Annotated in this window: 27 protein-coding genes; 7 read left to right on the plus strand and 20 right to left on the minus strand. The window is 56.3% G+C overall.

Features of this window, described 5'->3' with window-relative positions:
• Window positions 1-13 precede the first annotated feature (13 nt).
• The 4 genes from J5M57_RS12365 to J5M57_RS12380 form a co-directional block, all read right to left on the minus strand.
• On the minus strand, window positions 14-517 hold the full coding sequence (locus J5M57_RS12365) for a universal stress protein (protein WP_064588579.1): 504 nt from the start codon (window positions 515-517) through the stop codon (window positions 14-16).
• A gap of 98 nt (window positions 518-615) precedes the next feature.
• Window positions 616-1521: a 5'-nucleotidase gene (locus J5M57_RS12370; RefSeq protein WP_064588580.1), complete on the minus strand. Its 906-nt coding sequence runs from the start codon at window positions 1519-1521 to the stop codon at window positions 616-618.
• A gap of 29 nt (window positions 1522-1550) precedes the next feature.
• Window positions 1551-2507: a putative 2-dehydropantoate 2-reductase gene (locus J5M57_RS12375; protein WP_207848123.1), complete on the minus strand. Its 957-nt coding sequence runs from the start codon at window positions 2505-2507 to the stop codon at window positions 1551-1553.
• Window positions 2508-2894 (minus strand): thioredoxin family protein, encoded by a 387-nt coding sequence (locus J5M57_RS12380; protein WP_207848122.1) that lies wholly within the window; start codon window positions 2892-2894, stop codon window positions 2508-2510.
• Here J5M57_RS12380 and J5M57_RS12385 point away from each other — a divergent pair.
• Complete coding sequence (locus tag J5M57_RS12385) at window positions 2893-3336, plus strand: PilZ domain-containing protein (RefSeq protein ID WP_169842010.1); 444 nt, start codon at window positions 2893-2895, stop codon at window positions 3334-3336. The genes J5M57_RS12380 and J5M57_RS12385 overlap by 2 nt on opposite strands.
• Window positions 3337-3465: 129 nt before the next feature.
• A complete protein-coding gene (locus J5M57_RS12390) occupies window positions 3466-4542 on the plus strand; it encodes a 3-deoxy-7-phosphoheptulonate synthase (RefSeq protein ID WP_169842011.1) in 1077 nt (358 codons plus the stop codon).
• A 60-nt stretch (window positions 4543-4602) separates the two neighbouring features.
• On the opposite strand, the gene J5M57_RS12395 is transcribed toward J5M57_RS12390, so the two are convergent.
• A complete protein-coding gene (locus J5M57_RS12395) occupies window positions 4603-4884 on the minus strand; it encodes a GNAT family N-acetyltransferase (RefSeq protein ID WP_003226804.1) in 282 nt (93 codons plus the stop codon).
• Between the two features lie 634 nt (window positions 4885-5518).
• Between J5M57_RS12395 and oprI the strand changes: the two genes are divergently transcribed.
• The gene (oprI, locus tag J5M57_RS12400; RefSeq protein WP_025113130.1) at window positions 5519-5770 is read left to right on the plus strand and encodes an outer membrane lipoprotei OprI; all 252 of its coding nucleotides are present in this window, start codon (window positions 5519-5521) and stop codon (window positions 5768-5770) included.
• 123 nt (window positions 5771-5893) lie between these two features.
• Here oprI and J5M57_RS12405 read toward each other — a convergent pair whose 3' ends face one another.
• The 3 genes from J5M57_RS12405 to J5M57_RS12415 form a co-directional block, all read right to left on the minus strand.
• Window positions 5894-6865: a L,D-transpeptidase family protein gene (locus J5M57_RS12405; RefSeq protein ID WP_207848121.1), complete on the minus strand. Its 972-nt coding sequence runs from the start codon at window positions 6863-6865 to the stop codon at window positions 5894-5896.
• Between the two features lie 136 nt (window positions 6866-7001).
• The gene (locus tag J5M57_RS12410; RefSeq protein WP_003226812.1) at window positions 7002-7295 is read right to left on the minus strand and encodes a hypothetical protein; all 294 of its coding nucleotides are present in this window, start codon (window positions 7293-7295) and stop codon (window positions 7002-7004) included.
• A gap of 57 nt (window positions 7296-7352) precedes the next feature.
• On the minus strand, window positions 7353-7958 hold the full coding sequence (locus tag J5M57_RS12415; protein ID WP_169842013.1) for an arylesterase: 606 nt from the start codon (window positions 7956-7958) through the stop codon (window positions 7353-7355).
• Between the two features lie 10 nt (window positions 7959-7968).
• Between J5M57_RS12415 and J5M57_RS12420 the strand changes: the two genes are divergently transcribed.
• The 3 genes from J5M57_RS12420 to greB are packed head-to-tail and all read left to right on the plus strand — an operon-like array spanning window position 7969 to window position 11671.
• Window positions 7969-8652 (plus strand): ABC transporter ATP-binding protein, encoded by a 684-nt coding sequence (locus J5M57_RS12420; protein WP_007908572.1) that lies wholly within the window; start codon window positions 7969-7971, stop codon window positions 8650-8652.
• A complete protein-coding gene (locus tag J5M57_RS12425; RefSeq protein WP_207848120.1) occupies window positions 8652-11156 on the plus strand; it encodes an ABC transporter permease in 2505 nt (834 codons plus the stop codon). Before J5M57_RS12420 ends, J5M57_RS12425 begins: the two co-directional genes overlap by 1 nt.
• Window positions 11157-11200: 44 nt before the next feature.
• Window positions 11201-11671 carry a transcription elongation factor GreB gene (gene greB, locus J5M57_RS12430; protein WP_207848119.1) on the plus strand — a complete coding sequence of 157 codons (471 nt, stop codon included), beginning with the start codon at window positions 11201-11203 and terminating at the stop codon, window positions 11669-11671.
• A 45-nt stretch (window positions 11672-11716) separates the two neighbouring features.
• On the opposite strand, the gene J5M57_RS12435 is transcribed toward greB, so the two are convergent.
• The 5 genes from J5M57_RS12435 to J5M57_RS12455 all read right to left on the minus strand — a co-directional run bounded on the left by J5M57_RS12435 (window position 11717) and on the right by J5M57_RS12455 (window position 17895).
• A complete protein-coding gene (locus tag J5M57_RS12435; protein ID WP_169842016.1) occupies window positions 11717-12955 on the minus strand; it encodes an MFS transporter in 1239 nt (412 codons plus the stop codon).
• Window positions 12949-13677 carry a 2OG-Fe dioxygenase family protein gene (locus J5M57_RS12440; protein WP_207848118.1) on the minus strand — a complete coding sequence of 243 codons (729 nt, stop codon included), beginning with the start codon at window positions 13675-13677 and terminating at the stop codon, window positions 12949-12951. The genes J5M57_RS12435 and J5M57_RS12440 overlap by 7 nt, the downstream gene beginning before the upstream one ends.
• 4 nt (window positions 13678-13681) lie before the next feature.
• A complete protein-coding gene (locus J5M57_RS12445; protein ID WP_207848117.1) occupies window positions 13682-15049 on the minus strand; it encodes an ATP-grasp domain-containing protein in 1368 nt (455 codons plus the stop codon).
• Window positions 15050-15079: 30 nt separating this feature from the next.
• The gene (locus tag J5M57_RS12450; RefSeq protein ID WP_207848116.1) at window positions 15080-16234 is read right to left on the minus strand and encodes a radical SAM protein; all 1155 of its coding nucleotides are present in this window, start codon (window positions 16232-16234) and stop codon (window positions 15080-15082) included.
• Between the two features lie 128 nt (window positions 16235-16362).
• Window positions 16363-17895, minus strand: coding sequence for an ATP-binding cassette domain-containing protein (locus J5M57_RS12455; protein WP_169842020.1), 1533 nt, complete (start codon window positions 17893-17895; stop codon window positions 16363-16365).
• Between the two features lie 135 nt (window positions 17896-18030).
• Between J5M57_RS12455 and J5M57_RS12460 the strand changes: the two genes are divergently transcribed.
• Entirely contained in the window at window positions 18031-18477 is a 447-nt protein-coding gene (locus J5M57_RS12460; RefSeq protein ID WP_169842427.1) for a VOC family protein, read from the plus strand.
• Between the two features lie 48 nt (window positions 18478-18525).
• Here J5M57_RS12460 and J5M57_RS12465 read toward each other — a convergent pair whose 3' ends face one another.
• Genes J5M57_RS12465 through J5M57_RS12495 form a run of 7 tightly spaced genes read right to left on the minus strand, consistent with a single transcriptional unit; the run spans window position 18526 to window position 26302 of the window.
• Window positions 18526-19743: an MFS transporter gene (locus J5M57_RS12465; RefSeq protein ID WP_207848115.1), complete on the minus strand. Its 1218-nt coding sequence runs from the start codon at window positions 19741-19743 to the stop codon at window positions 18526-18528.
• Window positions 19730-20677 (minus strand): fatty acid desaturase, encoded by a 948-nt coding sequence (locus J5M57_RS12470; protein ID WP_169842022.1) that lies wholly within the window; start codon window positions 20675-20677, stop codon window positions 19730-19732. Before J5M57_RS12470 ends, J5M57_RS12465 begins: the two co-directional genes overlap by 14 nt.
• Window positions 20674-21627: an NAD(P)-dependent oxidoreductase gene (locus J5M57_RS12475; protein WP_169842023.1), complete on the minus strand. Its 954-nt coding sequence runs from the start codon at window positions 21625-21627 to the stop codon at window positions 20674-20676. The genes J5M57_RS12470 and J5M57_RS12475 overlap by 4 nt, the downstream gene beginning before the upstream one ends.
• 2 nt (window positions 21628-21629) lie before the next feature.
• Complete coding sequence (locus J5M57_RS12480) at window positions 21630-22823, minus strand: aminotransferase class I/II-fold pyridoxal phosphate-dependent enzyme (protein WP_169842024.1); 1194 nt, start codon at window positions 22821-22823, stop codon at window positions 21630-21632.
• The gene (locus J5M57_RS12485) at window positions 22823-24067 is read right to left on the minus strand and encodes an ATP-grasp domain-containing protein (RefSeq protein ID WP_169842025.1); all 1245 of its coding nucleotides are present in this window, start codon (window positions 24065-24067) and stop codon (window positions 22823-22825) included. The genes J5M57_RS12480 and J5M57_RS12485 overlap by 1 nt, the downstream gene beginning before the upstream one ends.
• Window positions 24064-24933 carry an ATP-grasp domain-containing protein gene (locus J5M57_RS12490; protein ID WP_207848114.1) on the minus strand — a complete coding sequence of 290 codons (870 nt, stop codon included), beginning with the start codon at window positions 24931-24933 and terminating at the stop codon, window positions 24064-24066. The genes J5M57_RS12485 and J5M57_RS12490 overlap by 4 nt, the downstream gene beginning before the upstream one ends.
• Window positions 24926-26302, minus strand: a complete 1377-nt coding sequence (locus J5M57_RS12495) for a phenylacetate--CoA ligase family protein (protein WP_169842027.1) — start codon at window positions 26300-26302, stop codon at window positions 24926-24928. Before J5M57_RS12495 ends, J5M57_RS12490 begins: the two co-directional genes overlap by 8 nt.
• Window positions 26303-26423: the final 121 nt, after the last annotated feature.

Raw genomic sequence — 26423 nt, forward strand, 5'->3', positions numbered from 1 at the left:
CATTATTCCCGCTTCAGCGATCCCCCCGGCGCCGACGCTCCACCAACGGCACCAGATAGACCGGCACTTTGGCCAATTGCAGGACTCGAGTCGCCGTGCGCCCCAAAGGGGTTTCCACCCCCACACCGTGGCTGTGAGTGCCTACGATCAGCAAATCCACCGAGAGTTTCTGCACCTGGTCGAGAATCACCTGCGACGGATCGCCCTGCACCACCCGAACCGCACAAATCCGCTGCAGATCCTGCTCGCCCTCTTCGCCCAGCTCTTCGCGAAAACTGTCCAGCACCCGCTGCTCGATGCTGGCGATGACAGTTTTCAGACCCTGACTGTGGAATTCGTTCAACGCCTGCTCGTCGAGATAGCTCTGCAACACCGACTCGGCAAACAGCCCCATGGGCTCCACCGCATGCACCACATACAAGTCGGCATTGAATGTTCGCGCCAACGCCAGGGCATGCTGCATCACTAACGGTGCGTACAGACCCAGGTCAGTGGCATACAGCATCGAACGAATCATGTGACCTCCTCGCGTGCCAACATGGCGGAGATTTGATTCAGCTTAGCAGTGCCTTGGCGAGTACGACGTGTGACGCAACGTCTTGAAGCACTGGGGCTTTAGATCGATGGTTCGTTGCTGATGCCGTGAGGCACGTGACCGGTGGCGACCACTTCGCGGGCAAGTTCGCAATGGCCGGCCTGATCGTCGAAAAACACGTCGGCGGCAAAGGCTTCGAGAAATGCCGATTTGGTCAGCCCGCCGAGGAACAGCGATTCGTCGAGACGGATGTCCCACTCGCGCAAGGTGCGGATCACCCGCTCATGGGCCGGCGCCGAACGCGCAGTGACCAGCGCGGTGCGGATCGGGCAGTCGTTCTCGGGGAACTCGCGTTGCAGCGCATTGAGCGCCGCGAGGAAGCCTTTGAAAGGCCCGCCGCGCAAGGGCTCGCGCGCCGCCTCTCGCTCCTTGGCCTGAAACGCCTCCAGCCCGCCGGACTGATAAATGCGCTCGGACTCATCGGAAAACAGCACCGCGTCGCCGTCGAAGGCAATGCGCAACTCATCACTGGCGGCACGGCTGGCGCCACCGGACAGAATCGTCGCTGCCGCAAATCCGGCGTCCAGCGCGGCGCGCACATCCTCGGCATGCGTGGACAGAAACAGGTCACAGCCGAAGGCCTTGAGGTACGGATACGGACTGCGCCCGCCGACGAAGGCCGCCCGGGAGATGTCCAGCCCATAGTGATGAATCGAGTTGAAAGCGCGCAGACCGGTGTCGGCACTGTTACGCGAAACCAGAATCACCTCGACCCGGGCACGGTCAAGGCGACTGTTGAGGCTCAGAAGTTTTTCCACCAGCGGAAAGGCATCGCCGGGCGCGAGAATCTCGTCTTCGTGTTCGATCTGATATTGCCGATAGGCTTCGACGCCGCCCGACAGGTAGACCTTGTGACTCTCGCTCAGGTCGAACAAGGCGCGAGACGAAATCGCCAGCACCAGTTTGTCATCGATGTTCTTGGCCATGCCTTCCCCCACTCCCGCAAAAAACCGACTCAGGTGTTGCGTCGGTCGATAAAACTCAACGTGCGATACAACGCTTCGATACGCGGCAGTTCACACCCCGCCGCCTTGGCTGCCGCCAATGGCCGGGCATAAATCGCCTCCAGCTCCAGCGGCCGTTTGTGCAGAAAATCGTGGTACATGCTCGGCCAATAGTCGGGCATCTTCTCGGTCATCATGAACAGGTACTCGGCATAACCGGGCGGCATATCGTGACCACAGGCCTTGGCGCCCAGCACCACTTCAGCCATCAACGCCTGGATCAGCGCGCGACTGTCAGCGTCGGCCATCAGCGGCGTGGTGCCGGCACCAAGCACTACCGAGAGACCGTTGTAGGGAATATTCCAGACCAGTTTCTGCCAGCGAGCCTGTTGCAGGTTGGGCATCGCCTGGGAATCGATGCCGGCGGCACGGAACAGCCCGGCACCCGCCTCGACGATCGCCATGCGCGCCGCGTCGTCCGTTGCCGGGCCACTGTGGTAGCCGACGTTGACCGCGCCCAGTGCCTGATGGGTGATGTGCCCCGGCCCTTCGCGATGCACGCAGATCACGCACAGACCGCCGAGCAGATGCAGGGAGTCGGGCAGTAACTCCCGCAGGCTGTCTTCGACGTCCAGACCGTTTTGCAGCACCAGCACCTTCGCGCCGGGTTTGGCTGCTGCAATGATCGCCGGGGCCAGCCCGGCGCTGCTGGTAGTCTTGGCGCCGACCAGCAGCCACTCGCAGGCCGGCATGTCTTCAGCCCTGGCGTAGGCTTGCACCGGGTTGAGCGTCAGGCTGCCGTGGACCGCACTGTCCACCTGCAAACCACGTTCGGCCACCGCCGAGAATTCGCTGCGCAGCAAAAAGTGCACATCGAAACCGGCTCGCGCCAGCATCAAGCCGTAAAACCCGCCGATTGCCCCGGTGCCAATGATCCCAATCACCGGTTTGTTGTCTGCGTCCACCATCTATGGCAACTCCTCTGCAATTCGCCCCAGCGCCTGCGCCACGGCCGCGTTCAGCGCATCGGCGGTCAGGCGCGTATGCAATGCCCCAAAGAACTCGCCGTCGCGCACCACAAACAGCGCCGGCAAATGAAAGACCTGATAGCGCTCCACCAATCCGCCGTTGTCACCGGCATCGATCCAACACAGGCGATCGACCGCCAGCTCGAAGCCGGGCAACACCTCTCTGGCATAGCGGCAGCTGGAACAGCCGACGCTGGTGAAAATCACCAGCGAAATGCCGCTCATCGCCAGCAGCCGCTGGTCGGCGTCGAAATCGGTCAGCTGCGATTCGACCACTATACTGGGGGAAACAATGTCAAATGGCCGACACAGGGAGTCTGTGCTCATGGGACGTTTCATTCCTCATCCGGACGAAGTGCCTGTCGAGTTAACGTTACTCAAGCCCGAGTGCATTTCCAGGCAACAGCTGCACACTATCAGCCTCGGCGGGATCGCTTGCAATTATCACCGTGCCTGGCGCCACGGCACCGCCCTTGAGGTGCGCATGCCGACGCTCAACGCCGACATCTGTTATCCGGGCTATGTGGCGTGGTGCCTGCGGCGCAAAAAAGGCTATCTGGTGGGGATCGCGTTCACCGATGAGCAAACGCTGTTCAGCGCCCGGATGGGCGAACAGGTGTGCCAGATCGAACGCTATTGCCGCATGAACGAAGCCCACGACGACCTGCAGGATATTCAGGCGCTGGCCCTGCAATGGGTCGAACAACACGCCGACGAGTTCTCCCACGACAGCGTGCGCAAGGCTTTTGCCCAGCCAGCGCTGGATTAAAGCGGCGTCTGCCCATTGTCGAGCCGCGTCTGACGCGCTAAGGTTCGGCTCCCCGACGCGCTTAAATCTGCTGTGCTCCGCCGCGCGGGGATCGCTGGCGGCCGGCACCCGTGACCTGACGAGTAAACGATGGCTGATTTACCGATCAACGACCTAAACGTCGCCTCTAACGAGACCCTGATCACTCCCGATCAGCTCAAGCGTGATATCCCTCTGAGCGATGCTGCCCTGCGCACCGTCACCAAGGGCCGCGAAGTCATTCGCAACATTCTTGATGGCACCGACCACCGTCTGTTCGTAGTGATCGGCCCGTGCTCGATCCACGACATCAAGGCTGCCCACGAATACGCTGACCGCCTCAAGGAATTGGCGGCGGAAGTCTCCGATACCCTGTATCTGGTCATGCGCGTGTATTTCGAGAAGCCACGGACCACCGTCGGCTGGAAAGGCCTGATCAACGATCCGTACCTGGACGACTCGTTCAAGATCCAGGACGGTCTGCACATCGGTCGCCAGTTGCTGCTGGACCTCGCCGAAAAAGGCCTGCCGACCGCCACCGAAGCCCTCGACCCGATCTCCCCGCAGTACCTGCAGGACCTGATCAGCTGGTCGGCCATCGGCGCACGTACCACCGAATCCCAGACTCACCGTGAAATGGCTTCGGGCCTGTCCTCGGCGGTCGGCTTCAAGAACGGCACCGACGGTGGCCTGACCGTGGCGATCAATGCCCTGCAGTCGGTCTCCAGCCCGCACCGCTTCCTGGGGATCAACCAGGAAGGTGGCGTGTCGATCGTTACCACCAAGGGCAACGCCTACGGTCACGTGGTGCTGCGTGGCGGCAACGGCAAGCCGAACTACGATTCGGTCAGCGTCGCCCTGTGCGAGCAGGCGCTGAACAAAGCGAAGATCAAGCCGAACATCATGGTCGATTGCAGCCACGCCAACTCCAACAAGGACCCGGCCCTGCAACCGCTGGTAATGGAAAACGTCGCCAACCAGATCCTCGAAGGCAACCAGTCGATCATCGGCCTGATGGTCGAGAGTCATCTGAACTGGGGCTGCCAGGCGATCCCGAAAGACCTCGCCGACCTGCAATACGGCGTGTCGATCACCGACGCCTGCATCGACTGGACCGCCACCGAGAACACCCTGCGCAGCATGCACGCCAAGCTCAAGGATGTTCTGCCGAAACGTCAGCGCAGCTGATCAGCGTTTCGCAGGCATAAAAAAACGCCGGGCATTGCCCGGCGTTTTTGTGTGTGCTGTTCAGATCTTGGCGGCGCGTCGCTGATGACGTTCCATGTAGCGCTCGACGTAGGAGCACGACGGGATCACCGTGTAGCCCATTTCCTCGGCGTATTGCAGCGCACTTTCGGTCAGCGCTGCCGCAATGCCTCGGCCACGCAAGGCGTTGGGCACGAAGGTGCGATAGATATCCAGGGTCTGTTTCCCCAGATCCATATAGGTCAGGTAGGCACGATGACCGTCCACATTGGTCTCGAACTGATGACCAGCCTGGTCATGGTGGATGGACAACGCCTCGCTCATCACTACTCCTCGCGGGTCTTGAATTCTGACCCCTACCTTACCGATGTTTTTCCGGCGAAGGAACATCTACGCCACCCCGTGCCTGATGGACACCGAGAAGAGCCACACCGATCTCGCGCAACCGAGCACCTGCTAAATAGTAGGCACCATTGGCAAAAATGCTCAAGGTGCGCTCGTCATCATGCTCGTTGACCGGGTGACTCCGAGGGGCGCAGCGGCAGGCGCGGGGACGATCTCCCAGTGCGCTCACCTGAACATTGCCGGATGTCGAGACTTAAGACGCAGCCTCTTCTTTAAAGTCACCTCAAGAGGGACAAAGATATGTGAGGTGTCATGCAAAATCGGAACAAAAGTGTAGACGAATTCATCTAGACAGACTTGGTGCAAGACGGCAAAAACTGTACAGGCAATGGGAACTTTTTCTGATTAACCGGCTCAAGCCGGGGCTTGCAGCTGGATATTTTTTATACAGCCCCGTTAAAAGTTGCTCGAAAAAGAATCAACGCCTACAATTTTTTTTGCTTCTTGCGCTACGTCAGTTTACTTACTACAAGTAATGGGTAGTATGTACGCCGGCTATTTCCTCAATCGGAGGAGAAAGCCACTTAATTGAAAGTCCTTGAAGGGGAACACGATGAACAACGTTCTGAAATTCTCTGCTCTGGCTCTGGCCGCAGTTCTGGCTACCGGTTGCAGCAGCGCATCGAAAGAAACCGAAGCACGTCTGACCGCTACTGAAGACGCAGCTGCTCGCGCTCAAGCTCGTGCAGACGAAGCATACCGTAAAGCTGATGAAGCTCTGGCTGCTGCTCAAAAAGCACAACAGACTGCTGACGAAGCTAACGAGCGTGCTCTGCGTATGCTGGACAAAGCTAGCCGCAAGTAATAATCCCTCGGGATTGTTATCAAGCCGACCCAGTTTCTGGGTCGGCTTTTTTGTGCCTGCAGCTTTTGTCCGGGCAATAAAAAACCCGCCGACGCTTCACGCATCGGCGGGTCGGGATCGATCTTATTGCTGCAGGTCGATCGGCGTACTCGAGACAATCGGTGCCGAGGTATTCGGCGTGCCGATTTCGGTTGGCAAGCCATCTTCGGCCGCCACCACATCACGCACTACATCCCAGTTCACGCGCAGGTTGCTGGTCGCGTCTTCGCGCTTGAGCATCGCGTTGATCACCGCCGTGTGCTTGTCGACCACCGACGGGTTGCCCTTGTCGTCGATCGGCGTGTGCGCTTCCAGATAGACCTTGCCGCCACTGCTGCCGAACTTGTACGCGTCGTTGAGGATGCGCACCGAAGTGCCGACCGGCACCATCGCCGCCATTTCCAGCACGTTGTTGTTGAACATGCGGAAGCAGCCGTGGCTGGTGCGCATGCCGATGCCGAACTTCTTGTTCGAACCGTGGATCAGGTAGCCCGGCGTGCCCAAAGTGAACTTGAACGGCCCCAGCGGGTTGTCAGGACCGGCCGGCACCACGTTCGGCAGCGGATCACCATCGGCGGCGTGCTCGGCCTTGATCGACGCTGGAGGGGTCCAGGTCGGGTTCGGCGTCTTGGCGGTGATGGTGGTGCGCGCGATCGGCGAACCCCAGCCTTCACGGCCGATACCCAGCGGGAAGGTGTACACCACGTTCCGGCCTTTCGGGTAGTAGTAAAGGCGGTATTCGGCGAGGTTGATCACGATGCCTTCGCGCGGACCCGGCGGCAGGATGAATCGCGTCGGCAGGACGATTTCCGTACCGGCACCGGGCAGCCAGGCATCGACGCCCGGGTTGGCCGCGACCATTTCCGAATAGCCCAGGTCGTATTTGGTTCCCAGGTCAGCGAAGGTGTCTTCGTACTTGGCCTTGATCACCTGCACCTGGCCGATGATGTCCTCACCGGGTGGTGGCAGGGGAAACTCCAATGCAGCAACGGGACCGGCCACACACAGGGCGGCAAGTGACAGGCAGCGGGTGACGGCAGGAAAGCGCGGCAACATCCGGAAAATCCTTCGCATGATCAACAAGGGTATAAGAGCGCGATTGTACACCGCACCTCGATAATTCGGGGAGATGCGCCGATGGGCAGCCAGAAGTCTTCATGTAGGAGCTGCCGCAGGCTGCGATCTTTTGATCCTAAAGCTCGAAACGCAACTCAGGCCAGATCGGCGAGGTGCCACGCTTCTGCGACTCAAGGATCGCGCGGCACAACGAACACAGGCGCTGATCCTGGAACACCCGGCGATCCACACTCGACCAGCGCGGTTGTGCCGGCAGCAGACTGCCACACAACGTGCGGTCTGCCGAGCCACCGAGTTCCAGTTGACGGGTCACCAGATGCACCCGTACTTCCTGGCAGGCGAACAGATCCAGCTGTTCGTCAGGCTCGATCAGTTGGTAGGCAAACAGGGACCAGGCAGGACGCGGCATCGGGGGCTCCAAATAAGGGGGCGCCACATTAGCCGAAAGCCTGCCACTAGAAAAGCCTCATAACAGCGGTTTTAGCGTCGGCCAGACATTTTCCAGCAACTTGCCCTGAGCCCCGGCCGCCGGGTGCAGTCCGTCGGCCTGCATCAGGTCGGGATGGCCACCCACACCGTCGAGGAAAAACGGCACCAGCGGGATCTTTTTCTCGTCGGCAAGCTCGCCGTAAACCTTGGCGAAGGCATCGGTGTAACGCTTGCCGTAGTTGGGCGGCAGTTGCATGCCGAGCAGCAGCACCTTGGCGCCACTCTGGCGCGAGCTGTCGATCATCGCCGCAAGGTTTTGTTGCAATTGCGTTGGCGGCATTCCGCGCAGGCCGTCATTGCCGCCCAGCTCGAGGATCACCAGCTCCGGCTTATGCTCTGCAAGCAGCGCCGGCAGCCGCGCCTGGCCTCCGGCACTGGTGTCGCCACTGATGGAAGCATTGACTACTTCGTCATCAAAACCCTCCTGCTTGAGCCGTTGCTCGAGCAGCGATACCCACCCCAAGCGGGTATCCAGTCCGAAACCGGCGCTGATACTATCGCCAACGATCAGGACAGTACCCGCCGCTGCGTTCTGGGCCATGCACATCAAGGCCAGGCCAGCACTCAAAAACCACACACGCATCGGATTCTCCATGGGCGCAAGCATTCTCACCGCGAAGAACCTTAGCAAAGTGGTTCCCAGCGCGGAAGGTGAACTGACCATCCTGCACGAACTCAGCCTGGAACTGAACAAGGGCGACAGCCTGGCCATCGTCGGCGCGTCCGGTTCCGGCAAATCCACCCTGCTCGGCCTGCTCGCCGGCCTCGACTTGCCCAGCAGCGGCGAAGTCATCCTCGCCGGGCAAGGCCTGAGCAATCTCGACGAAGACCAGCGCGCACGCATCCGTGCCGAACACGTGGGTTTCGTCTTTCAATCCTTCCAGTTGCTCGACAGCCTAAATGCACTGGAAAACGTCATGCTGCCGCTGGAACTCGATGGTCGCAAAGACGCCCGCGAGCGCGCCACTGAACTGCTGCAACGGGTCGGCCTCGGCCAGCGCCTGACGCACTCGCCACGCCAGCTCTCCGGTGGCGAACAGCAGCGCGTGGCGATTGCCCGGGCTTTCGCTGCCGAGCCGGACGTGCTGTTCGCCGACGAACCCACCGGCAACCTCGACAGCCACACCGGCGAGCGCATCAGCGACTTGCTGTTCGAACTGAACAAGGAACGCGGCACCACCCTGGTGCTGGTGACCCACGACGAACGCCTGGCCCATCGCTGCCGGCGCCTGATCCGACTTGAAGCCGGGCTGCTGGTCGCCCCTCTGGAGCCTTGATGGCACGTCTGCCGCTGTTGCGTCTGTTCAGTCTCGCCATCCGCCAATTGCTGCGCGATGCCCGCGCCGGTGAATTGCGCGTGCTGTTCTTCGCCCTGGTCGTCGCAGTGGCGGCGAGCACTGCCATCGGCTATTTCGGCGCCCGTCTCAATGGCGCCATGATGCTGCGCGCCACCGAGTTCCTTGGTGCCGACCTGGTGCTGGAAGGCAGTTCGCCGGCACGCGCGGAACAGATCAAGAGCGGCACCGAGTTGCGTCTGGCTCACGCGCAGATTGTCGAGTTTTCCAGTGTCGTCGCCACTGACAACGGCATTCAGTTATCGAGTATCAAAGCAGTCGACCGCGCCTACCCGCTGCGCGGCGAACTGAAAAGTGCCCCGGCCCCGTTTGCTCCGCAAACCTCTGGCGGTGAACCGCAACCCGGCGAAGCCTGGGTCGAAGCACGCCTGCTGACCGCGCTGGATCTGAAGATCGGCGACAGCATCGATGTCGGCATGAAGACCCTGAAGCTGACCCGCGTGCTGACCTACGAGCCGGATCGCGCCGGCAATTTCTACAGCCTCACGCCTCGGGTGATGATCAACCTCGACGACCTCGCCGCCACCGGCGTGGTGCAACCCGGCAGCCGGGTCAGCTACCGCGAACTGTGGCGCGGCGAACCGCAGGCGCTGGAAACCTATCGGCAACTGCTCAAACCGGGACTGGCGGCAAACCAGCGAATTCAGGATGCCCGCGATGGCAACCGACAGATCGGCGGTGCGCTGGGCAAGGCCGAGCGCTACCTGAACATGGCGAGTCTGGTCGCGGTGTTGTTGGCCGGCGTGGCCGTGGCCTTATCGGCCAACCGCTTTGCCATTCGCCGCTTCGATGCCAGTGCCCTGCTGCGCTGCCTCGGCTTGTCGCGTCGGGAAACCATGCTGTTGTTCAGCATTCAATTGACTGTATTGGGTCTGTTCGCCGCCCTTAGCGGCGCCGTGATCGGCTGGCTGGCACAACTGGGACTGTTTGCCCTGCTGCATGATCTGCTGCCGGCGGACGTCCCGCCGGGTGGACTGTTTCCGGCGCTGGCCGGGATCGGTACCGGGCTGGTGGCGCTCGCCGGGTTCGCCCTGCCGCCGCTTGCCGCGCTGGGGCGGGTGCCACCGCTGCGAGTGCTGCGCCGCGACATGCTGCCGATTCCGTCGAGCACCTGGATGGTTTATGGCGCAGCATTAGGCGCACTTGGTTTGATCATGTGGCGCCTGAGTCTCGACCTGCTGCTGACCTTCGCCCTGCTCGGGGGAGGCGTCGTGGCGGCGCTCATTCTTGGCGGGCTGTTGCTGTTGCTGCTGAACAGCCTGCGTCGCCTGTTGGCCCGGGCATCGCTGCCGTGGCGCCTGGGCCTGGGCCAGTTGTTGCGTCATCCGCTGGCCGCTGCCGGGCAATCGCTGGCGTTCGGTCTGATCCTGCTGTCGATGGCGCTGATCGCCCTGCTGCGTGGCGAGCTGCTCGACACCTGGCAAAACCAGTTGCCGAAAAACGCCCCGAACTATTTCGCCCTGAACATCCTGCCGGCGGACAAACAGGCCTTCACCGATCACTTGGTCAACGTCTCCGCACAAGCGGCGCCCCTGTACCCGGTGGTGCCGGGACGGCTGATCAGCATCAATGGCGAACCGGTGCAGCAGATCGTCAGCAAGGATTCGGCCGGCGACCGCGCGGTTCAGCGTGACCTGAGCCTGACCTGGGCCGCCGACCTCCCGGCCGGCAATAAACTCACGGCCGGTTCGTGGTGGACCGAGCAACCCTCGGATGACGTACCGGGCGTGTCGGTGGAAGGCAAAGTCGCCGAGAGCCTCAAGCTCAAGCTCGGCGATCACATGGTGTTCAGCGTCGGCGGGGTCAATCGTGAAGCGAAGGTCACCAGTTTGCGCGAGATCAACTGGGACAACTTCCAGCCGAACTTCTTCATGATCTTCCAGCCCGGCACGTTGAAGGATCTGCCGGCCACCTACCTGACCAGTTTCTACCTGGCGCCGGGTCATGATCAGCAGATCGTCGAGCTGTCGCGAGCGTTCCCGGCGGTGACCATCCTGCAGGTCGAAGCCTTGCTCGAACAACTGCGCAGCATCCTCGCTCAGGTCACCCTGGCGGTGGAGTATGTGTTGTTGTTCGTGTTGGCCTCAGGGATGGCAGTGTTGTTCTCCGGTTTACAGGCAACGCTGGATGAACGCATTCGCCAAGGCGCGCTGTTGCGCGCACTGGGTGCGGAACGGCAGTTGCTGATCAAGGCCAGGCGCATCGAGTTCGGCTTGCTCGGGGCGGTCAGTGGTTTGCTGGCAGCCATTGGCTCGGAAGTGGTGAGTCTGGTGCTGTATCGCTACGCCTTCGATCTGCCATGGCATCCGCATCCGTGGCTGATGTTGCTGCCTTTGATTGGTGCAGTGCTGATTGGCGGTGCTGGTGTGTTTGGCACGCGCCGGGCGCTCAACGCAAGTCCGCTGACAGTACTGCGTGAGGGTTGATAGACTCCAGTCGTCTCGATCCCGAGGATTTTCAAGGAGGCCGCTTGGCCACAAATATCATCACTCGCGGCGGCCACGACGCGCTCAAGGCCGAGCTTGACCACTTGTGGCGCGTCTATCGGCCCGAGATCACGCAAAAGGTTACGTGGGCGGCGTCTCTCGGAGATCGCAGCGAAAACGCTGATTACCAGTACAACAAAAAGTTGCTGCGAGAAATCGATCGAAGGGTCAGATATTTACGCAAGCGGCTGGAAGACGTCAGGGTGGTCGACTATTCGCCGGAACAAGAGGGCAAAGTGTTTTTCGGCGCTTGGGTCGAGGTTGAAAATGACGACGGCGAGATCAAGACGTTTCGCATCGTCGGCTACGATGAGATCTACGCTCGCAACGACTACATATCCATCGACTCACCGATGGCCCGAGCGTTGCTGAAGAAAGCAGAAGGCGACGAAGTGATCGTCCACACACCAACCGGTGAAGTGACCTGGTATGTCAACAAAATCACTTACAAGTGAGTCGACGTTCCACCGCCGTCGACCCACTCACTCGTCTGCTGCGTCTTACTCCTCCAGCAAAGTCTTTGCACTGAATCGTCGACGCTTGAAATACATCCATAACCCGGCGACGAGCAGCGCGGTCAACGGTAAGCCGTGGAACAGTACGATCACCTGTGCCGGCGACCACATTACATAGAAAGGTCCGACGATCAGCATCCCTACACCAAAACCGGTCATCTGCACGAGCGTCAGCAAGCTGAACAATGGCAGGCGCAATGCGTCAGGCTCGCTTTGGGCACGGGAGATCAACGCAACCTCAGCGATACCATCACCCAGGCCCGCCCAGACGATAAACATCAATGCCAGCCACAACTGTGCTTGCTGAAAGGTAAAGATAAATCCTGTGGACATCAGCGCCACGCCCACCAGGAACAGTCGCTCCATCGCCAGAATCCCCCGCCCCTTCAACACTGTGCTGGCCAACCGTGCTCCGACAAACTTGCCGCCTGCCCAGACGGCCAGCAGATACCCCATAACGGTATTCGCCGAACCCGAGCCGATGTACTGCGACAGCACTGGGAAGCCGACATTGTGCGCGGCGCTGCCAAGCGTATCGAGGAGGCTGATGAGCAACATCGCGGCCAAAACCGGTGACCGGCCCAGACCCTGCGTCAATGCCCCCCATTCGTCAGCGAGTCCCTTGTGCAGTCGAGCGATGGCGGGATACAACGCGCGCAATGGCAGAATCAGGCAGGCCGCCAATACATAAGTGACGATGTTGGTCGCAAAAACCGCTTCAAACCCCCAGCCGGCAATCAGCAACCCGGAAATCAGACTGCCGACGACGGCACCGGTCGCCGCCGCTGAAGTCAGCCAGGCATTGGTAGACACACGCTGATCGGGAGCGATCCAGATCGGTAGCTGACTATTGAGCCCGATGGCAAAAAGCGAATTGCACAAACCGATGCCAAACGCAATAAACGGCAGGACACTTAGTTGATGTGCCGGCAACAGCAGGAGTACCGGTGTCAAAAGAAGCGCCCTGGAGATATCAAGTCCCACCAACGTGCTCCGACCGGCATATCGCCTGAACAGCGAAGTCCCGAACAGACTGGCAACAATGCCACCGACTACTCGACACGCCAGAAAGACACTGACGTACACCACACTTTGGCTTAGCCAATAAACGTAGGTGGATAACGCCACCATGTTGAGAAAAGCACCGAAATCGGAAACGCCCCGGGCAAAAACCAGCAGACGCCCATTGCGGGCAGACTGTATCAACGCAGGTTCATTCAGCATGGACTGGACGCCTCCTCATTGGTGGGCAGGCGTCGAAATCCGACCAGCAGCAGATCACGCCAGGCGGGATGCTGGCCTGCCACCTGCCGGACATCACCGGCGCGGTGATAGACAAGGCTGTCATCGATCACAATGGTCTCAAGGAACTGCACCATCGGTACACGCAACAGGCAACTTTCGGCTGCCTGCGAGGCGAAGACTTCAGATACCACCGCCATCGTGTTTTGCGCATCGATGAAGTGCATGAAGACCCAGTCCAGGCCATCCTGGTGAATACCCGAAGTCGTCGGACTGCTGAGCGCATTGTCCGCTTTCACGCGAAACTGATGAATATCGATGCTCCAGATGTGGTTCTTCAATCTCGGGCCGATCAACGCGATGTCTGCAGCCAGCAGTTGCTGCAAGACAGGATGGGCAATGAAGCCCTCCTCTGCATAACTCAGGGCGTTCGTCCCTTGGCGATAGTTGACGGGATAGACCACTGACGAGGTGTATTCGGCGTTTCTGTCCATCTGCAGTTGCCCTGAAGGCAACAGACGATAACGCAAGATGCGCCGCTCACGATGGGTGTAGTCCTTGAAGGCATCGTCGCGCATCAGATTCGCCCAGTACGCCTGGAATGTTTCCCGGTCACCGGGCGCGATTCTGATCAACTCATTAAAGTCAGGCTCATGGCAGTAGTGATGCTGAGTCAGGCGTTCGTAGAGACGTGAAATTTCCATAGTGCTACCCTGCGTGCCGTTTATCGATGATTGCACTCAGGTTGTGCATCACCGCGTCATGCAGGGAATGAGCCTGTGCGGCACCGTCGACCTTGACCCAGCATTTGAGCAAATAGTGTTCTTCGATATCGGCATCGATATGACTGCCGGGCTCCTGAACGGCGTACTCGACCACCGCGTCATGCCCTTGCAGGTAGTCCACACCTGCAAAACCCTTGAAGAACCCGCTTTCTTGAGGGTAAATCGCCAACATCGAGTAACTTTGCGCGCAATCGGCAGCCTGTTTCGCAGCAGCTTCCAGCTCGGCATCCCGCACCTGCTCACCGAGAAGCACTGAGATATAGAGTTGATAGGGATCAAGCTTCGCAAGATCGCGCAAAGCCGCATTGACATACAAACCACCCAGCCGTGGATTGATTTCGATGACAATAGGCCCGAGTTCGGTCAGCCGAAACTCGAAATGCACCAAAGCGTTGGTTAGTCCGATAGCCCGCAAGCAATCGATGGCGTATCGTCGAATCTCATCACATTCGCCTGCCGTGAAAGAGGCCGGTGGTGTTATCAGCAAGTTCTCGAGCACTGTGCCGCTGCGCTCAGTCAACAAAAGTTTCTCATTGATCAGAACCGGATGAACCCGCTCGCCGATGATCGCGCACTCGACGGTGCCTTCGACGCCAGAGATATAGCCTTCCAGTAAAATGCTCTGACCTGGAATATAGTCACGGGCGAGACCATCATCGTCGGGTAATACGTGCGCGCACCCATAGAAGTCCGCGCAGGATGCCTCGCCATGATGCGCGAGAAAATGCGTGTAATGGCTGCTCAGCTCACTCCAGTTGGAACACTTTCGAATAAACGCCGAAGCCCCTCCGAACGCCGGTTTGACGATCAGCGGGTAACCGATGCGGGCTGCGCCCTCCTCTAGCTCCTGGTGATTATTGCAGAGGGCGAATGGAACGGAACGAAGTCCATGCCGATGCAGAACCTGGCGCATCAAAAACTTGTTGTTGCAGGCGGCGATTGCGTCGGGACAGGCATACACCAGGCCAAGCTGCCGACAGACCCGGGCAACGATGCAGCCCACCTGCCCTTGGGCAGAAGCGTGCCCGGCATGACAGAAAATGGCACGAACGCTGTACCTCCCTTCAAGCTCCTTGACCAGATCAAGGATGGCCTCTTCGCGCAACGCTTCGAGCAGGAACAGTTCGTCACTGTCCTGCTCCAAACGTTCCAGGTAATCACGCCCGGATACCGCGGCGATCAAGCACGCCAGACCACGTGAGCGAGCCTGCGCAAAATGCGGCTCGCGGTAGCTGTAACGGGCAGAGGGACTTTCATCGATATCAATGAATAAAATAGCGTCTTGTTTCATAGGGATCACCGCTTGAGTTCAAAGTTCTGGTTATGCATCGTGCCAACTGCACAGTTGCCCATTCCAGTTCTTGAAAGAGTAATAACGTTGGCCGTCGCGCCATTCAAAACGCGGCAGTTCGTCAGGTTGCTCAAAGTCCAACAGCGGCACGGTAAACTTACCTTGGGCGTGCGGAAGTACGTATTCGGGCATGGCAATATTCGACACACGTCGCTTGAGACTATTCATCAACTCGATAGCGTGGCTGATTGAAGCCTTATACTCGGAAGCACCGGGAGAAAACGGCATGAAGTGGTACAAGTAGTAGGGTTTGACCCCGATGCGATACAGATCGATAAACATCTTATGCAGGGTTTCTTCATTATCGTTGATACCGCGTAACAACGGCATGTTCGAAAAAACGATTGGTACCACACTTTGAATACGCGCAACTGCATTTGCGAAATCCGCACTGAGCTCAAGCGGGTGACACACATGAACGCCGAAAGCATTGACCTTGTATTTTTTCAACATGGCCACCAGTTCATCGGTCACGCGAAATGGATTAAAACTCAAGGCGCGCGAGTGAATACGGATGAGCAGGTCATCGCTGATCGATCGCAGCGCAGCGAGATTTTCTTCCAGTTTGCGATCAGAGAGCATCAGTGGATCGCCGCCGCTGAGAATGACTTCTTCGATTGCCGGGGTATTGCGAATATATTCGAGCGAGTCCAGGAAAGAGTCGGAGTTGGCGTTGGGTTTCTCCGTCCCTACCTGCAAGGTACGAAGTGCCTCAAAACAAAACTGGCAATAAGCATTGCAGGTATTGGTCATCCGCAGGATCACGCGATTATCGTACTTATGCTGACAGATAGGGGTTTTCATCTCATGATGTAACTCCCAATTCTCTGAAGTACCGTCATAGTCGCCCAGCGCATTATCATTCCAATAAGGAACCACTTGGCGCCACAGCGGATGTTCTGTCACTTGATTTGAGTTGAGCGAACTCATGATCAGATCAATGTAATAAGGCGTGATCTGCATCTTGCGCTCTTTCAAGTTATGCTCGATATGAGCACTCATCTCCTCATCCCACCCACCACAGATTTCACGCAGTGCCGGCTCGTCGCGTACTGCATTTTTCTGTTGCCAGCGCCAATCTGTCCATTGGCTGGAACCGTGAATATTTTTCTGAAAGATCGACATATATCCGCCGCCTCATATAACAGTTTTTATTTTCAATATGGGCTTTTGCTTGACATGAGCCCGCACAACTCGCAGAGCGACAGGCTCCACAAGAACACTCTTCATTTCTTGGTTGTTATCAGTCCGGATTAACCGACGGACATCTCACGCAATTCGCGATAGAAACCTTCCGCCGAGTCCACCTCGATCAGTCGCTTCCCTTTGATCCACAAAAAACGCGTCGCAACCTGATCGATAAACTCCCGATCATGCGAAGCAAAGACACAGGTTGCCTGGTGATGCACCAGCTCCTGCTCAAGCGCTTCCTGGCCCTGGATATCGACATGGTTGGTCGGCTCATCGAGCAGATAAAAGTTCGGTTGCTCCAGGCGCAGCACCAGCAGCAGCAGGCGAACCCGTTGTCCAGCGCTGAGTTGAGCGATCGGCCGGCCATGTAGCCCCAACTCAAAGCCGGTTGATACGAGCAACGATGTGGTGCGATTTTCATGCAGACGAAAGCGCTCGCTGATGAACTGCAGTGGCGTTGCGCGAGCATCCAGCGCCTGCATCGCATGGTCGACGTATCCACAGGAGATGGATGGGGGGATGCGAATCCCCGCCTGCGCTCCCGCGTCACGATCCAGGATGGCTGCGTGAACAGCCTGAATCAGGCGAGTTTTTCCGGCGCCGTTGCGCCCCAGAATGACCACCCGCTCGCCCTGCCAGATCCGCAGTTCATCGATGCCGAGCAATACATCATTGTCCGGGGTACGCAAGGTGAAATCCTGAAACTCCAACACCACTTTTGCATGCGTGCCACTGTTGCTCAATTGAATCTCGCGAGGCTGCTCATGCACCGCGCGGGGGATGGCGTCGGCCAACGCCTCGATTTTCCGGTCAAGCTGCGCGGACCGCTTGAGTGCCGTATCGCTGTGCTTGTTAACCCCGATCTGACGCAGTTGATGGGCACTTTTACGCATTCGCTCAAGGTGCCTGGCATCACGCTCGCGACGGTTTTCGTCGGCGCGGTCTTCAGCCTCCAGCAAGTCGACAGCCCGAGTGTAAGGATGATTGATGAAGCGCGAACGCGTCGGCCTGACAAACAGCGTCGAGTCCGTTACGTTGTCGAGAAAACGTCGGTCATGGCTGACGATGATCATCGGCGTATCACCAGCGGTATCGCGGATCCATCGTTCGAGCACCAGCACTTTTTCCAGGTCGAGAAAGTTGGTCGGTTCGTCCAACAAGGCAATGTCCGGGTTACCAAGCCAGGCTCGTGCAATCAGGGCGAAACGCTGCCAACCGGCACTCAGATCAACCAGACATCGCTGGCGAACACTCCCCGGTACTTGCAGTACATCGAGGATATAGTCGACTTCCCACTCACGAGTAACCAGGTCGCCAGCCGGCAGTGCCTGGGCCACACATTGCCGGAATGAAATGGCCAGCAACGCCGCCGGCACATGTTGATCGACATGCGCAATACGCAACCCGCGTTGCGTCGAAACACTGCCTTGAGAGGGTTCAAGTTCGCCGGTAATACATTTGATCAGCGTGGATTTGCCCGCGCCGTTGATTCCGACAACACCGACTTTTTCCTGATTGGCAATTCGCAGATTGACATCACCTACCAATGGCCGGGCGTAACCGAGTTCCACATCCTGTAAAACGAGTTTGCTCATTTGGCCCTTCTTATCGGTCCGTTTGCGTAAATCTGCCCAGCGCAAAACTGTCATGCCACACAGGTACTTGCAGATTGTTTCCTTCGCGACGCGCTTCTACACTGCGCAACCTGATGGCTCATGCAGAATAAAAAGATGTTCATACGAAACAAACTGGTGCCCGAGTTGATCGTCACCGATTTGCCACGCAGTCTGCACTTCTGGACAACACTGGTCGGCTTCGAAATCGCCTATGAGCGTCCAGAAGAGGGATTTGCCTACCTTGACCTCAATGGCGCGCAAATCATGCTGGAACAACACAATAGCGTCGAACAACAGTGGCTTTCGGATGAACTGGCGGCGCCTTTCGGTAGAGGCATCAACCTTCAGATCGAAGTCATTTGCGTCGACAGCGTCATCGATCGCCTGCAAAACGCTCAATGGCCCTTGTTTCTACCGCGCGAAATCGTCTGGTATCGAGCGGGTGCCAAAGAGGTCGGTCAGTGCCAGTTTCTGGTCCAGGATCCGGATGGGTACCTGGTTCGCCTGGTGGAGAACCTTGGTGAGCGTAGCGCCTCTAGTCAGTCATCCGAACTGGACTGAATACGAGCCAGCGCCATTCCAGTGCTGACTCGCATTCAGTCCAGCCAACTAGCCATTAGTGGGTTCGGCTTCGCTGACGGTGTTCGGTACAGGCTTGCTGCGCAATGAAGCGTGCACCTGATACAACGCCGCCGCGGCCAATGCGATGCACAAGGCGCACGAAACGATCAACAAATGACTACCGCCTGCCGTGAATAACACGCCGCCCAGCAAAGGCCCCAAAAAGAAGCCAATCTGTTTGACTTCGCCGGCGCCAAAATAAAGGGCCTTGTTATGCGCCGGAGCGATTTTGTCCATGAATACTTCAAAGCATGGGAACAGCAATGTCTCGCCAATGGAAAACACAACCACCGCCAGCAGGCTCATGAAGAAGACATTTACATCCACAGTAAAGATCAGGAAGCCGACCACCAGCAAAACGATACCGGCGATCACCGTCTGATTGAATGGCAACCACTTCATGTAACGAAGATGAATGACCTGAAAGATGATCACCACCGCCGCATTCAAGGAAACCAGAATGCCGAAGCTTGGCCTTAGTCCTGCCGACTGCTCGACAATGATTGGCATGAACGCCTCATAACTGCCGTAAGCCATCAGCACCAGCGCAAATGCAGCAACCCAGCACAACAACCGGAAGTCCTTGAGCACCTTGAACTTTCCAAACGTTGTGTGGGCGATTTCCTGGCGCTCAATCTTGAAATCACTGATGTGCAAGAACCCCATTGTCAGCAGAAAAAAGGCCACATAAACGACCGACGTCAGAGTAAACGCGCCGCTTGCCATGTACTCGTAGGCGTAAACGCCCACCAACGGCCCGACAACGCACCCGATATTCATCAGCATGTAGCGCAAACGGAAATATTTTTCGCGCTCATGGGGAAGGCAAACGCAGGTCATGGCCGCACGAATCGTGCTGTCAAAGAAGGACTTGCCAATCCCGAACAGCACCAGACCCAAGACAAACGTTTCCACATCCCTGGCCACGGCCATGGTCAGGAATGCTGCGCAATTGATGATCGCCGACGTGCGAATCGAGCGCACATACCCCCAACGATCACCGATCATTCCGCAGATGAATCCAAAGAAAAATACTGTTGCAGGCCAGACACCCGATACCAGGCCTATTTCATAAACCGACAGATGAAAGACGTTATAGGCATGCATGCTGACCAGGGGAATGGAAAGAAAGATACCGAAGGTGCTGAGTGCGCTCCCAATGAGCAGCACCCACATACTCTTGAGGTGTGAGTTACTTGCTTTCATTTCGGGTCTCTAATTTGTAGAAGAAACTGGTTTCTCGTCCCGGGTTCGGCGCAGGTGCGGATCGCGGTGGGTTCTTGATCAGCGAGCGTAACAGTTGAACGTTCAGTTCGATGTAACCCACGGGTCGATGCTTCAGTTTTTCTTCGATCAGTGTGTGCGCCGCAGGAATATTGTCGGGCGGCACTTGCGGGAAACAGTGGTGTGCAGCATGAAAATTACTGTTGTGATTGAAGAAGCTGAATAGCCGATTCTGACGAGCAAAGGTTTGAGTGTTTTGTAACGGATCATCACACGCCTCAACGCCGGAGTGCTCGCCAATCGTATAAAAAAAGTTCAAGGAAAAGGCCAACTGCACTGGCAGCCAGTACACCAGCAATGCTTGCAGCGGAAACAGCCATGTCACCCAGAGCATCGTGACCATGAACCCCAGTGACAACCACGCGTCGACTTTCACCTCTCGGCACGCTTTCTCACTGCGCACAAAAAAAGGAAAGTAACCAAACAGGCTGCCGATCGACATCCGTGCGAAAGCGCTGATGTAATCCCAGTTCAGAGTAAACCAGAAGTACTGCCAGACACTGCGAATCTCGCCAGCCGGTTCGGAGTCTCCGACAACGGTAGTGCGTCGGTGATGTTGCATGTGAAAAAACTTGTACGCCGAAAAGTTCATCAACATCGCGCTCGTCAACAATTGACCGAAGCGCCGGTTCATATACTTTTGGGTAAAGAACGTTCCGTGACAACAGTAATGTATGACCGAAAAAAATCCGGCCACCATGAAACCGTTGGCAGCCACCAGCAATACTTTGAACACGGCGTTAATCGGCTGCAGCAATAACAGCGATGACACAATGAGCAAACCGAACGTGACAATCAGCCGAGAGTAGGCATAGCGATTCGAACGTTTGAGCAATGACGCTTCGACTCTGATCACAGGACCACCTCCTGCGCTGCCAACTGACAGACACGTGCGGCAGCCTGGGCGAAAATCTCGGCGACCACTTGTTGTTGTTGTGCAGCCAGGTGCGAGGTCACCACCAGATTGCGCGCCGGTAACGACAGCAACTCGAAGGGATCATCCGCCTGGCCTTTGTTTTCGAACCATTCATGGTAGTAACCATCAATGAGGCAAAAAGCATCCGGGTGCGTTAACAGGAACTGCCTGAGAGCAGCCGGACAGATGATTTTCGGATTGGAAAGATTGAAAATCGTGGCATCAGGGCGCAACCGGTCCAGCATCACCGAATCGAACAGTGCGTGAGTTTGCGCGCTATAAGTCAGGTGGATACAAACGATATCGACGTGACTGGCCAGACTCTCGAGCGTTTTGTACTCAAGACCGAGACTTCCCTCCAGTTGCATATCGCGATTTCTCGACCAATAGCACACCTGCTCGCAGCCGCGCTGCTTCAACTGTCGCGCCAGCGCCTTGCCGATCGCTCCCAGCCCCACAATGCCGACCTTCAGTGCGCTCAACGAAGGCCGTGGCGTTTGCAGCCACTGCCCGCCTTGCTTGACACCAGCAATGCTTTCAAACACTCGCGCGGTACATACGGTCATCATCGCCAGCGTGAATTCAACGACCGCCCCGACATTCAAATGAGGCGTATTGAATATCCGGATTCCGCGTTCGTTCGCATAATCGATATCCACGAAACTGGAGGTTCCCGTGCCCATGACGACCAGATTTTCCAGCTCGTGCGCCGCGTTGATCACTGCTGCCGAGAGATATTCGGGACCACCCAAAATATAGTCCTCAACCCCCGGCAGCACATCGATGATCTGTTGCAGGTCACGCGGGCGGCGGATATGGATCAACTCGAAATCTTCTGAAAACGCGTCAGCCGGGATATCAAAGTCACCTGTGATCAGAACTTTTCTCACGACTAGGCCCCTTCCAGGCAAGGTGTCCGGGCCTCGGCAATTTCGACCTCAAGCACTTCTAGGGCATGCCGCAGTCGGGATATGGAAAACGCAAATTGTTCATCCGGCTTCATCAAGGCAATACGCAAGCGATCATGGCCAGCGACGTGATGGCTATTCCAGTAAAAGTACCGGCCGGGCAAGGCGGCAACGTCGTATTGAGCCAGATAGTTGATCAACTCAAGATCGGTCATGCCGGTTCTTTCAATGTTCAGCCACATGATCGTCATGGTCGAATCCGGATCGACTTCCTCGATCGACACCAATGTATTGGCCAGTTGCTCCCGAACCGTTTGTGCATTTTTCATGATCAGACCGTGGATATACGAAACCCCGCCCAGGCTGATCGTATGTTCGATAAATGCACTGATCAGTTTCAGGGAAAGATTCGAGGAGCACAGGTAGATCTCTTCGTAGATATTGCGAATCAGAGGCGCAATATCAGCACTGTATGACAACAGGCTGGCTTTGGTATCAAGGGTTGGCCATTGCTTACCGGAGTCCTCGAGTATGATAAAGGACAGCTTTTTCTCGGTGAGCAGGGCATATTCGTCAACGTGCGTTCTGTGACAAAAGCGGAACGATGTATCGAGGATCAGCACGACATCGAGTTGTTTGCACAGATCGATGATCTCAGTCATCAGCGACTGATTGATGACCAACCCTGTCGGGTTGTTCGGGTTGACCAAAAACACCGCATTCAGCTGCTTCTGCTGAATCAGTTGTTTCAAGGCTTGAATATCATTGATTGTCGACTCTGGAATAGGCTCCAACTCGACCTCGCGGCGCCTTAACAGCTGCGCCAAATTATCGAATGTAGGCTCCACCAGACCGACGCGATATTCCATTGCTCGCGCCCATGCACCGACAATATCAATACTGTTGGAAGCCGTCGGGCAGATGGAAAAACATTCGTGTTGGCGAAGGCCGTCCAGGCCGAAATATTCGGCGAACTTGTCTTTGAATTCTTTCTCCATTTGCGGAACGGAGGTGTCGGCGGCCAGATTCCATAACTCAGGCAGTGCCGATAAAACCGGCTGATAGTGAGTCTTCGCAGAAATATAGCTATGACCGTCTGCGAGGTTGTACTGTGCCGACAGACCGAAGACTTCAAGTTCAGTGAGGTTTTTGTTTTTATGATCAGGTGAACGTTTCATTAGCTCAGCGCCCCTACGCGATAATTCTTCATCAAATGCTGCAAGGTGTCTTTCATCAACTGATGGTCTGGCGAATTGAAAACAAAAGCGCCCAAGTTCGAGGTATACGAGAAGAAGTTACCCGTGTAGTCGTCTTCGGCAGTCGGTATGAAAGTCCAAGCCGGAGACAAGTATCCATTCAGATCCGGAATACACACTTCACCCACCTTCGGTGCGTGAGACTGGGGCGCTTGCTTGGGAAAAATAACCCAGCCGAACTGCTCGCTGTCGTCACCTGGAATCTGTGGGGCGATCCCCAATTGGCACTGAATATGCGCCACATCGAGATTCAGCCCGGTTGCATATTCGATGGATGGCACGATGTAACAACCACCGGGACGAGCACCGATCTCCAAAAACACTCGTTCACCGCTACTGGTCAAGAATGCTTCCAGATGGAAAGCGCCGTCAGGCAACTGCATCACCGCGTGCACTTGTTTTGAAAACTCCAGCCAGCGCCTGTGCTCTTCACGATCTTCTACCGAATGCGAAGCCAATGGCTGACCATTGATGTAATTAAGGCAAGTTCCGACATACTGCGATGGCACACAGAACATCACTTCGCCACCAAGAATGTATCCATCAATGTGCAGGATTTCACCGGAAATGAACTCCTCAATTTCCAGATCATCGAGAGAGAATTCGGTGAATTCCACATCTTTATCGGTGAGCGTTCCCTTGAAGGTATTCGCCAGCTCAACCACCTCTTGCGGCGTGTAAAGGATACTGATGCCTTTACTGCCAGCATAGGATCGTGGCTTGACCACTACCGGCAACAAACTGTGATCATCAAGCAGCTGATCAATGGTATAGAGTGCAGGCGTGCGCACGCTCGACCCCAGCAGTGATTCTTTCATCACCACTTTGTCTCTAAACTTGAGCATCTCGCTTACTTTCGGTCCAGGCACCGCCAAGCGTTCTCTCAACTCAGCTGCCAAAATGACCGAATATTCATCTGTTGCAATTACCAGATCGAACGGTCCCCACGCGCGACACTGTTCGACACCGGCATCAATTGCAACGCGATTGCGCAGATCATCGATCGCAAACACATTGCTGAACAGTCCATCTGAAGCCGACGACTCTTCTCCAAACTTCTCGACGAAAACCGAGTAGTCTTCCTGGGGAATGGCGCCTTTTTCCAGCATGCGAGCAAGTCGTTGTTCAATATCAGACGACGAAGATACAACCAGAACTTTTTTCATAATGTGATCAGATAATCCGCAATAGAGTTAGGAAGTTCGTACTTGTCGAGAGTGATATCCGGTTCCGGATTGACTTCGATGACATAAATCTCACCGTTATCCGCCTCGACCAGATCGACTCCAGCCACCACCAGACCAAGCGTCTGAACGGTGACAACCGCCAGGTTATAAATGTGTGCCGGTAAGTCATCGGGACGCAGAAAAATAATCTCGCCACCGCGAGTGCCATTACAGATCGGCAACTCGTCTTCGGTGTTGTATGCAAAGCGCTGATTGCACACAATCACCTTGCCGTTGACGACGTCGACCCGCCAGATAAACCGGTTTTTCCGCTCGATGAAAGTCTGCATGATGGCCATGCCGTCACGCGCCAACATCGCATCAATCGCTAATCGATTATTGTCATCGGGATAGATATAAATATCGTCGGCACAGCAACCGAGAATCGATTTCACTACAAATTTTTTCTGCGTATCAACACCCACCAGATCATCTATTTGAGCAAGGTTGTAGACAATTGCAGTTTCTGGAGTTGGTATCCCATGTTCTTTGAATACCTGGGCGGTCAAGGCTTTGTTGCGCGCGACGGTATAGTGCGACGGATCATTGATAATCGGGATATTGCCACTCAACTTCTGCAGGCTGGGTAACAATGCCAGCTGTGTCGAATAGCTGCGGGTCAATTCGCCCATGCGATCCAGATAAAGCGCGTCCACTCCCTTCAAACATTCAGGAGGTCCAAATCCAAACGTCAGTGCGGAGTAGGGAATGAACTGTACTGTTGCCCCCTGGGCAATAACGCGCTGCGCGATTCTATCCAGAAGCGGGTGCATATCGTCGTGAATGATTCCAATATTCTTAACCACGGTATTCCCTCACAATGCATCTTTTCTTGACGCCCAGACGCGGCAGCTCATCCACTAGAAAAACCTTGAAATCGATATCTGAACCAAATATCGGCAAGAATCGCTGCGTAAATGCTTCGACTGCATGCCCACAATCCCGTCCGTCACCCGCAGGTTTAATGAGCAGGTGAACTTCCCGTAGGGTCTTTTGCACAACACGAAATTCGGCGACACCTGCCGATTCGGGCAACAGCGTGGTATCGGAAATTTCCAGGATCAGCCCAGGATCAATCTGGCCGTACATAGGGCTGGTCAGGCTCATGTCCTGACGTCCGATAATGCGCTCCAGACGTCTCAACCCGATGTCCGGCGCGGCGTTTTTCCATTGCGCGTAATCACCTTGGTTGTAGCGGATTCTCGGCATGGTGAAGTTCCACAAATCGGTACCCACCACTTGCTCCATGCTTTGCTCTTCAGCAGCCACCAATTCCACATGAACTGTGTCTTCAGCCACCATGTAAGAGCCATCACGTTGTTCCCAGGCGATGATGCCGAGCTCCTCCGATGAGTACTCGTCCAGTATCGGAACGTTAATCAGCTTCTCGACTTCTCTTCGCTCACCCGTCGATGAACTTTCACTATTGGTGGTAAACGCCAGAATCCCCAGCTCTTTTGCGTCGGGCAGCAGCCTTGCCACTTTCAACACGTGATTGGCGACGCCTGTGATCAGTTTTGGTCGAACTCTGCGGATATGCTCTACCACCTGCCGGGGATCGGCATTCAAGCCGACGGTAAATGTTTTATAGTCACCGAAGATGCTCGTCAGGAAAAACGGCTCGTAATAGATCGAGTACATCCAGTCTTCTGGCGAGAGACGCTCGCCCATCATCTGCTCAAACATGAACAGGCGTTTGATGAACCAGTGACGCTGTCGATCAGTATCGTTGATGACCGACAGTGGCACGCCGGTCGACCCCGACGTCCTGGACATGAAGTTAATTTTCACGTACGGATTCGCCGCCACTTCGGCGTACACTTCCTGCAAATCGGCCTTGTACACGACTGGCAACGTCGAAAAGACTTCAAGAGAATTAAGATCGCCCGGTTCAAAGCCGACACCACGATAGAGCCGGTTATAAAAAGGAATATGCTGATAGGCATATCCGACCAGCGTTTGCAAACGTCGCAAGGTTGCCTTGTCGAGTATTTCGCGACGGATATTTTCCAGATCCTGATAAATGTTGCGTGAGTCATGAAACTCTCGCAGACACTCAAGATGGTGCTCGAGCGTTTCCGCCGGCCAAATGGCCGTTTGAACGATATTATCTAGTAGTTCGACAGGACTTCCTGCCTGCTCATAGACATCGGTATACGTAATTGCTTTATTCATGATTACTGTCTTGACTTTATAATTAATTGAATAAGAACACCGACCATCGCAAGCAGCGATATCCGACACTTCAAGCGTTATGCATGAGTGCAAATCATTAATAGCAGCTAATAAAGCGGTG

This window comes from Pseudomonas sp. 86_A (genome assembly GCF_017491705.1).
Taxonomy (GTDB): Bacteria; Pseudomonadota; Gammaproteobacteria; order Pseudomonadales; family Pseudomonadaceae; genus Aquipseudomonas; species Aquipseudomonas koreensis.